Origin of the sequence: Arthrobacter sp. H14 (genome assembly GCF_000520495.1) — a bacterium.
Taxonomy (GTDB): domain Bacteria; phylum Actinomycetota; class Actinomycetes; order Actinomycetales; family Micrococcaceae; genus Arthrobacter_C.
Genome location: NZ_KI914659.1, coordinates 9,342 through 18,583, shown reverse-complemented (window position 1 = coordinate 18,583; position 9,242 = coordinate 9,342). Strand labels below are relative to the sequence as shown.

Annotated in this window: 8 protein-coding genes; 3 read left to right on the top strand and 5 right to left on the bottom strand. The window is 60.7% G+C overall.

Annotated elements, in window-relative coordinates; translation table 11 throughout:
• Positions 1-892 (bottom strand): PTS transporter subunit EIIC (locus Y707_RS25860; RefSeq protein WP_035781723.1); only part of this gene is annotated, 892 nt, incomplete at its 3' end.
• Positions 893-948: 56 nt separating this feature from the next.
• Positions 949-1,677: a TetR/AcrR family transcriptional regulator gene (locus tag Y707_RS0113215; protein ID WP_026535452.1), complete on the bottom strand. Its 729-nt coding sequence runs from the start codon at positions 1,675-1,677 to the stop codon at positions 949-951.
• Between the two features lie 102 nt (positions 1,678-1,779).
• On the opposite strand from Y707_RS0113215, the gene ptsP reads away from it, so the two are divergent.
• Together ptsP and Y707_RS0113205 are read left to right on the top strand one after the other, a co-directional pair.
• Entirely contained in the window at positions 1,780-3,465 is a 1,686-nt protein-coding gene (gene ptsP / locus Y707_RS0113210) for a phosphoenolpyruvate--protein phosphotransferase (RefSeq protein ID WP_026535451.1), read from the top strand.
• A gap of 53 nt (positions 3,466-3,518) precedes the next feature.
• Entirely contained in the window at positions 3,519-3,797 is a 279-nt protein-coding gene (locus tag Y707_RS0113205) for an HPr family phosphocarrier protein (RefSeq protein ID WP_026535450.1), read from the top strand.
• 89 nt (positions 3,798-3,886) lie between these two features.
• Here the strand turns inward: Y707_RS0113205 and Y707_RS25855 are convergent, their stop codons facing one another.
• Entirely contained in the window at positions 3,887-4,534 is a 648-nt protein-coding gene (locus tag Y707_RS25855) for a pentapeptide repeat-containing protein (protein ID WP_051441977.1), read from the bottom strand.
• A 52-nt stretch (positions 4,535-4,586) separates the two neighbouring features.
• A complete protein-coding gene (gene dnaB / locus Y707_RS0113195) occupies positions 4,587-6,998 on the bottom strand; it encodes a replicative DNA helicase (protein WP_051441976.1) in 2,412 nt (803 codons plus the stop codon).
• 720 nt (positions 6,999-7,718) lie between these two features.
• Here dnaB and rocD point away from each other — a divergent pair.
• On the top strand, positions 7,719-8,960 hold the full coding sequence (gene rocD, locus Y707_RS0113190) for an ornithine--oxo-acid transaminase (protein WP_173401463.1): 1,242 nt from the start codon (positions 7,719-7,721) through the stop codon (positions 8,958-8,960).
• Positions 8,961-9,064: 104 nt separating this feature from the next.
• Here rocD and Y707_RS25850 read toward each other — a convergent pair.
• Positions 9,065-9,242 (bottom strand): 50S ribosomal L9 C-terminal domain-containing protein (locus Y707_RS25850; RefSeq protein WP_035781721.1); only part of this gene is annotated, 178 nt, incomplete at its 5' end.

Below are 9,242 nucleotides of genomic sequence, written 5' to 3'. Positions count from 1 at the left end.
CGGCGCCGGTCAGCACGAGGGTGAAGATACCCGCCATGCCACCGCCGATAGCGGCCAGGATGATGAGCGGCTTCATCAGTACGTACGGGAAGTAGATCTCGTGGATGCCGCCGACAAACTGGATCAACGCTGCGCCCGGGGCCGATGCCTTCGCGAGTCCGCGGCCGAAGACCGTGTACGCCAGCAGGATGCCAAAACCGGGACCAGGGTTGGCCTCCAGCAGGAAGAGGATCGACTGGCCCTGTGCCAAGGCCTGCTCGGTGCCCAGCGGCGTCAGGATTCCGTGGTTGATCGCGTTGTTCAGGAAGAGGACCTTGGCCGGTTCTATGAAGATGCTCGTCAGCGGCAACAACCCGTTATTGACCAGGAATTCCACAGCTGCGCCTGCAGCATTGCTGAAAGCCGTTACCAACGGTCCAACACCGAGGAGCCCCACAACGCCCATGGCGGCCGCGACGATCCCCGCGGTGAAGTTATCGATCAGCATCTCGAACCCGGGCTTGACCCGGCCTTCCCAGATCTTGTCGAGTTTCTTCATGATGAAAGCGGTCAGCGGGCCCATGATCATGGCCCCAATGAACATCGGGATATCCGTACCCACGATGACACCCATGGTGGCTGTGGCGCCGACTACGCCGCCACGGACACCGTGAATCATTTTGCCACCGGTGTAACCGATCAGCAGCGGCAGCAGGTAGGTAATCATCGGTTCAACCAGTGCCCCCAGGGACTCATTCGGAAGGAAGCCGTCCGGAATGAACAGGGCGGTGATGATTCCCCAGGCAATGAACGCCCCGATATTGGGCATAATCATGCCGGAGAGGAACGTCCCGAATTTTTGGACGCGGACCCTCAGACCGGTGCGGGGCGCCGCTTCTGCTTCTGTGGCCATTGATTTTCCTTACCGTGATTCCCCGCTGCATCGCGGGGAGTTGTTGTGCAGGGCGGTTAGCTGGAGGGGCTCTTACTGATCCGGTTCAGCCATTCAAGGAACATTTTGAGTTCGGACGTCGACAGTTGTTCAGGGTGTGATGACTGCAATGCGGCATTCAGCGCAATGGCAGCGACCACGACGGAGGGCGTACCCGACTTGTCCTCCACAGGATCGGATTCGTCATTCGTTGCCACGGCGGAAATGACCGCATCCCGTGTCATCGCCGACAATTCAAGGTCGCGGCCCTCTGCCGGTTCGGCAATCAGCATCAGCGTGACACCGACATTGGCGGCGAGGATGCTGCGTGCGGCTTCCTGCGGCGGCACAATCAACCGCCCGGCAGCAGCTGCCTTCTCCAACGCTTCCTGCAGAAACGCTTCCGCATCACCGACGGTCGCCGGACGCCGTTCCGGACGGATGTTGCCAAACATGACCAGGTAGAGCTGCGGCTGGTTCAGACCGAACTGAACATGGTTATCCCAAATCCGGCGCAGGTCTTCGATTGGCTGGCCGGAATGCACCAAATCCCGCTCCCCGGCCAGATATTCTTCAAAACCGGCGGCGACGACGGCATCGAACAGCCCTTCCTTGTCACCGAAGTGGTGATACAAAGTAGGCGCAGTGACGCCGGCACGGTCGGTGATTTGCCGGGTGGACACCGGCGCTCCGCCTGAGTCAGCCAACAATGACGCGGCCGCTCGCAGCAGCCGCGTCTTGGCTGGCAGTTCGACGTCCGTTTTCATGGACGCTACAGTACCATCTATAGCTTCACTATATGAACCCCGTCACATACACTACAGGGGCGGCTCGTGCCCACCGGCTGCCTTAGGGAATTGAGGACTTCAATGCAGAATTTTTCAGGAGTCGGCGTTACTCCCGGGCGTATCGTCGGTACGATCCGGCAAATGCCCCCCGCGGTTACCGAACCGCCGGCTGGCCAAAAACTCGCGTCATCGGTGACTGCGGAAGAGGCGGCGGAGAGCATTCGGTCAGCGTCGAAGGCGGTGCAGGCCGAACTGAAAGCCCGCGCCGGAGCAGCGAAGGGCGACGCTAAAGCCGTCCTCGAGGCCACTGCCCAAATGGCGGCCGATCCGATGCTCATCAAGGATGCGGTGAAGCGGGTCAACAGTGGCTCCTCGCCTGAACGAGCCGTGTGGGATGCCGGTTCCGCGGCTGCTGAAATGCTCCGCGGCCTCGGCGGCTATATGGCCGAACGCGCAACGGACGTTCTGGATGTCCGGTCCCGGATTGTCGCCGAACTCCGCGGCGTTCCGGCTCCCGGTATACCCGCTTCCGACGCGCCCTTCATATTGGTGGCCGAAGACCTCGCACCGGCCGACACTGCAACCCTGGACCCGTCGATAGTCCAAGCACTTATCACTTCCGGCGGCGGCCCGCAGTCCCACACCGCCATCATTTCCCGTGCTCTCGGGTTGCCCGCCATCGTCGCCGCAGCCGGAGTTGAGGCCCTGGCGGACGGAACGCGGATTTACCTCGACGGCGGGGCCGGCACCGTTACCGTAAACCCCGGCGACGAGCAGACGGCCGCCGCGGAAGCGTGGGCCTCCACGGCTTCCATGCTGAGTGTCTTCGACGGTAATGGCAGCACAGCGGACGGGCACCTCATTCCCCTGCTGGCTAATGTCGGCGGCGCAAAAGATGCCGTAAAGGCGGCCGAGGCCGGAGCCCAGGGAGTTGGGCTGCTCCGGACCGAGTTTTGCTTCCTTGGCCGGGACACGGAGCCATCGGTGGAAGAACAAGTCAAGGCCTACCGCGGTGTGTTCGACGCCTTCCCGGGCTGCAAGGTGGTGGTCCGGACCCTGGATGCCGGAGCGGATAAGCCGTTGCCGTTTCTCACCGATGCGACGGAGCCTAACCCCGCCCTGGGTGTTCGCGGCTTCCGGACCGACATGGTGACGCCGGGAGTGCTGGAGCGCCAGCTGAAAGCCATAGCCACAGCGGCTGAGGGCTCCGAAGCCGACGTCTGGGTTATGGCCCCCATGATTTCCACCGCGGAAGAAGCCGCCGGCTTTGCCGCGCTGTGTTCCCTTGAAGGGCTGAAAACCCCCGGCGTAATGGTGGAGGTTCCATCCGCTGCGCTGGTATCAGAGGCGATTCTTCGCCGCGTCGAGTTTGCCAGTCTCGGAACCAACGACCTCACGCAGTACGTCATGGCCGCAGACCGTCAGTTGGGGCCTCTTGCCTCGCTGAACGACCCATGGCAGCCTGCCGTGCTGCAACTGATCCGGCTCACCGTCGCAGGTTCCGAGGCCGAGGGAAGCCAAAAGCCGGTCGGCGTCTGTGGTGAAGCCGCGGCGGACCCTGCTCTCGCCGTCGTACTTGTCGGTTTAGGGGTTACCTCGCTGTCGATGACCGCGCGTTCGCTGGCGGCTGTGGGCACGGTGCTGAACACCGTGACGTTGCAGCAGGCGAAGGAACTGGCCGACCTTGCTCTTGCCGCGCCGAGCGCAGTCGAGGCCCGCGACCGCGTCCGGAGCAAATTGGGCATACTTGAAGAGCTCGGACTTTAACCACTTCCGCCGCCAAGCTCACCGGAGCCGGCGGCTACCCACCAGGAGGAAACATGCCAGAACGTAAAGCCACTATTGCCAGCCGCGTCGGCCTGCATGCCCGTCCTGCCTCCATCTTCGTGGAAGCCGCAAGCGATGTTCCTGTTGAGGTCACCATCGCCAAGGAGGGAACGCCTGTTGATGAGGCGATGGATGCGTCCAGCATGCTGGGGCTGATGAGCCTTGGCGCTGAACACGGGGACGTCGTGGTACTGCGGGCAGAGGGAGATGGAGCTGACGACGCACTCGACACGCTCGTGAAAGTTCTCGAAACGGATCACGACGCCGAGTAGGTTCCGCCGCTCCTGGCGCTGGTGGGCGTTTATTCCGCCGATCCCGGCGTTAGTGGACGCGTCCCCTGTCGACCGTCAATCGTTGGTCATCAGTCGACGTTGATCCCTAATTCCTGTGCAAGGGCTGGCGCCAGCAATTGCAGCTGATATTCGTCGATGGAGGCGCCCTTCAGCCCGGCCAGGCTGACGATGCGGTCGAGTTCATTAGCGCGGAGGTCCACCCCTTGCATCACTGCCCCGGACGCATGGAGGGTTCCGATCCGGCAGTCCTCGAAGGCAACCCGGACCAGTTTTGCGTGCGAAAAGTCGAATTCATCAATGATGCAGCCGGAGAACAGGACGTCGGTTAGATTTGCGTACCGGAAGTTGAGGTAATCGAGCTTCCCTCCGGTGAAGGTAACCGAGCGGAACACGGAGTCGTATAGTTCACCGGAGCCAACCCGGGCATTTTCGACGGCGGTGTTCCACCAGCTGCTGTGTGGCGCGGAAAAGACCGGAGCGTTGATGTCGGACAGCGAGGACTCGGCGAAAGTCGCACTCTTCAGATCTGCCTCGTGCAGCGAGACATGCCGAAGCCGGCACTCCGTAAAAGTGACATCGGAGAGATCCACTCCGGCAGCGTCGTCGTGGTCGAAATCGAGCGCCTCAAGCCTGGTGTCTGGCTCCACATCGTCGAACTTGCCGGCAGTGTATGACGGCGGTGCCGTGGGCAGGCGCGGCGCCTTGGGGCCTCTCACAGCGACCCTCGGCTCAAACCGACGACGGCGGCACAGCGGTTCACGGTGGCCGTCACTGCTCCACGGCCATATTTGAGAACCGCGAGTAATGGCCCTGGAATCCGACGACGATGGTTTTCGTGGGACCGTTACGGTGCTTTGCCACAATCACGTCGGCTTCACCGGCACGGGCAGACTCTTTGTCGTACATATCTTCTCGATGGAGCAGCACGACCATATCCGCATCTTGCTCGATCGAGTTGTGAACGGCGATGCCATTGGCGATGAAGTTGTGGTTGCCAAGTACCGTTGCGTCGAAAACTTCTTCTTCCCCGTCCGGCTCAATAGCCACTACTTCGTCCCACATGACGTCGTTCACCGCAACGAAATCCATATCGGCAGCATCCAATACGTCTACAACACCCGCGAGTCGCTCTCCAGAATAGTCGTCGAGTGGCAAGCTCCCGCCCATGGAATGTCGCTGATTGCCAGCTTTGAACTCGCCCGGGCTGTCAGGGCTCAGCAGTACCTGGAGGCCCTCCGCGACCTGCGTCGGCATGCCCGGATCGCTGTCCATTTCAGGTTTCGCCCTGACCATACGCAGCAATTCGGCGCTTTCGGCCGAGCGCAAGCCGTGCGCCTCAATTTCCTGCAGGAATCGCCGTTGATCGTCTGGTTCGCCAATTTCCAGGACGAAACGACTGGAAGAAAACTTCTCCAAGCGAAGCCGGATTTCGCAGCTGATCCCAAATCGCAGCATCAGCAATGAAAGCGAATCCAGGGACCCTTGAAAGGTTCCAAAATAGCGAATGGTTCCAGTTCCCGCCGACCGGTCGATAGTGGTCATTCCGCCCCGTGCCCAAATATTCCGTAGGAACAAAGCGATTTTTTCCTTAGGTAAGGCAAAAATCTCGGCAGGTATCCTCGACGCGCCATCCATCAAACGTGCAGCTTCCAACACCATGTCATCGTCCCAATGGGAACGTTCGGTAGGACCATTGACGTGGCGTGGAACAGCCAATCGGTCGCTTGGGCGCAGATCACCGAGTGCGCGCCAGCCATCGTAAGTGAAGAAGGGATGGTTTGACGTTGCCCGCACAGTCTTTCCCGAAGACATCGTCAGGCGGTATACCGGCTTCTTGCCAGTGGAGAAAACGTGGGTGAGGTGCCGCTCGACGTACCGGAGACTGTCGTCCAGAGACCAAACAGGGATGTCTTTGGCTCCGCTGTCGAATAACTCACGCATTGTCGTTTCTGCCCCTGTATCAGATCGGAGGATGCGTGTATCCCCTGTCAGGCAACCTGATTCGCGGAGGTCGGAAACCATAGGTTTCTTGTCGGGACGCTGTTCAGATCCACGGTTCAGCTGGGACAGAGCAATAACGGGAACACCCAGCTCCTTGGCGAGGAGCTTAAGTGCACGCGAGAACTCGGAGACTTCCTGCTGACGCGACTCGACTTTCTTGCCCGATGACATGAGTTGCAGATAGTCGATGATGACGAGCTTGAGGTCGTGCCGCTGTTTCAGCCGGCGGCACTTGGCACGGATCTCCATCAGGGACATATTGGGGCTGTCGTCGATGAAGAGTGGGGCGTCGTTCATCCGACCCATGGTCGTGGCGATCTTGCTCCATTGCTCATCCCGGATCGTTCCCTTACGGAGATCCTGCAGATTAATGGTCGCTTCCGCAGCTAGAAGCTTTGTGGCGATCTCGTTTCTGCTCATCTCAAGTGAGAAGACCACGGTCGTTAAACTGTGCTTAATGGCGGCAGACCGGGCGATATCGAGTGCCAGCGTAGATTTGCCAATTGCCGGACGGGCCGCGATGACGATCATCTGTCCGGGGTGCAGACCGTGCGTCAGATCATCGAGTTCGTAGAAGCCAGTTGGGACACCTGCCATCTCGGTTCCGCGGTGCCCGGATGCCTCAATTTCGTCGACCGTGCCCTCGATGACGTCCTTCAGCGCGACGTAGTCCTCGGTCGTGCGGCGTTCGGAGACGGCGTAGATTTCGGCCTGGGCGGCGTTGACGATGTCGTCGACTTCTCCATCGTTGCCGTAGCCAAGCTGCACAATCTTCGTGCCGGCGTCGACCAGGCGTCGCAGCACTGACCGTTCACGGACGATTTCAGCGTAGAAGCTGGCGTTCGCTGCGGTGGGAACGGAGGAGATGAGGGTGTGCAGGTAGGCGGGTCCACCGACGCGGGAGATTTCCTTCCGCTTGGTCAGCTCATCGGAAACGGTGACGGCGTCGGCTGGCTCTCCCCTGCCGTAGAGGTCACAGATTGCCTCGTAGATGCTCTCGTGCGCCGGGCGGTAGAAGTCATTGCCACGCAGCACCTCCACACAGTCGGCGATGGCGTCCTTCGAAAGCATCATGCCACCCAGCACGCTTTGCTCGGCGACCAGGTCCTGAGGGGGTGTCCGGGCGAAGTTCGGTTCGCGTGATGAGGCTTCCGCTGGATCCATGTGCGTCAGTGACATGTGCACTTCTCCCTCTGCCCTCGGCCTGTTCCCATCGCAGCATCACTGCGCTTCTTGTGCTCTGATTCCGGTCTATCAGCCGCCTCCGACAAAGACGTTTTGATCCCTTCTTCATTTACTGACGGGGCACAAGCATGCGACGTTGCTTGGGAGTTACCCCGTAACGCTAATGCGTCCACAGTCCCCCGCCAATTCCGTTATCCACAACCCCGGTGGAAAGCATGTGGATAGTGCGGCGTGTCTTGTGCACAGGCTGGGGAGAAGGGTGTGGATAGAAAAATAGTTTAGAAGGAAATATGGCTCTGACCTGCAAAAACAGTACTTCGAGCTTGTGGAGGAAAAGAAAATTGCCGCCAACATTCATCCACAGCTTTGGTGTTGACAGGGCGCAAAAGAGCCGATACAGCGCCCATGCCCACAGGTTTTCCACAACGGGACATATGCCTTCTGTGATCTGCACCACTTTGAAACGGCGCGCGCCTGACGTGGCTGTATTCCATGCAAAGAATGTGCCAGCCCACCGATTCATGTCCTGCTGGCTATTAGTCCGGGTCGGGAAACCAGGCGAGCTCCGGGTAGCGGAGACCTCAGACCTCAAGTTCAGCCGGCTGGTCCTCCTGCCCGTAGTCATGGCGTGTTTGCCCCCGTACCCTAGGGGCATAGCCCAACCGTCGACGAAAGGCGAGAACTTTGACGACTCGAACCACGAACTCAGATGAACTGGACACGGCTGCTCCGGCCGATACCCCGCATACGGCCAGGACAGAGGAGGTACTGGAGGTGACGGAACGGTTCGTCGCCCACAACTACCACCCCCTCGAAGTCGTCGTGACGAAGGCCCAAGGGGCGACAGTCACCGATGCCGATGGGAAGCAATACCTCGATTTCCTTGCCGGCTACTCGGCGCTTAACTTCGGACACGGCCATCCCGCCATCCTTGAGGCGGCCCACAAACAACTGGATCGCGTGACACTGACCAGCCGCGCCTTCCACAATGACCAGCTTGGCCCTTTCGCCCGCGAACTGTGCGGGTTGATTGGCAAGGACATGATGTTGCCGATGAACACCGGCGCGGAAGCTGTCGAAGCAGGCATCAAAGTAGCCCGCAAGTGGGGCTACGAGCGCAAAGGTGTACAGCCGGACCAGGCCAACATCATTGTCGCTGCCGGGAATTTTCATGGCCGCACGACGACGGTCATTAGCTTCTCCGACGACGACGATGCCCGCCGCAATTACGGCCCCTACACTCCCGGGTTCATCACGGTTCCCTTTGGGGATATCGCGGCCCTGGAGGACGCCATCGATCAGAATACCGTCGCGGTGCTGCTGGAACCCATCCAAGGTGAGGCCGGCGTCGTCGTGCCCCCTGCCGGCTATCTTCCGGCCGTACGCACGCTGACCGAGACGAATAATGTCCTCTTCATCGCCGACGAGATCCAGTCCGGACTGGGACGCACGGGAAGCACACTGGCGTGCGAACACGAAGGTGTCGTCCCGGACGTCTACCTGCTCGGCAAAGCCCTGGGCGGTGGCGTGGTGCCGGTATCGGCCGTCGTGGCGGATACTGACGTGCTCGGCGTCCTGCAACCCGGCCAGCATGGCAGCACGTTCGGCGGAAACCCGTTGGCCTGCGCGGTGGGACGTGTCGTTGTCTCGCTCCTGTCCGACGGGCAGTTCCAGGAACGTGCGCGGACGCTCGGCGGGATTCTGCATACCGGTCTTGAGCAGTTGCGCGCGAAGGGCGTCACGGCTGTCCGGGGCCGGGGCTTATGGGCGGGGATAGACATTGACCCCGCGCTGGGCTCCGGACGCGAGGTGTGCCGCCGGTTGGCTGATTATGGCGTGCTCGCCAAGGACACGCATGGCCCGACCATCCGGTTCGCCCCGCCGCTGGTAGCCACCGAGGCAGAGATACTGCGCGGGATTGACTACCTGGCCAAAGTGCTGGAGGACCTCGCCTAACAGACCAATCCGCGATCAAGTGCGGGATCTGGTCGTCCTGAGGCAAGGAAAAAGGGCCCCACCCGGAGGTGAGGCCCTTTTCTCTGTCCAATTAACCGGACGTGCTAGCTGGCAACGACCTCAAGGTCGATGACAGCGGCGACATCTTCGTGCAGACGGACGTTCGCCTGGTAGGAACCGGTCGACTTGATGTGAGTCGGCAGTTCAACCTTGCGCTTGTCAATCTGTCCGAGACCGGCCGCCTCAACAGCGGAGGCAACGTCGGCGGGCTTGACGGTTCCG

Coding starts and splice junctions, on each gene's coding strand:
- Y707_RS0113215 (WP_026535452.1), bottom strand. CDS start 1,677: ATGAAAACGGACGTCGAACTGCCAGCCAAGACGCGGCTGCTGCGAGCG.
- ptsP (WP_026535451.1), top strand. CDS start 1,780: ATGCAGAATTTTTCAGGAGTCGGCGTTACTCCCGGGCGTATCGTCGGT.
- Y707_RS0113205 (WP_026535450.1), top strand. CDS start 3,519: ATGCCAGAACGTAAAGCCACTATTGCCAGCCGCGTCGGCCTGCATGCC.
- dnaB (WP_051441976.1), bottom strand. CDS start 6,998: ATGTCACTGACGCACATGGATCCAGCGGAAGCCTCATCACGCGAACCG.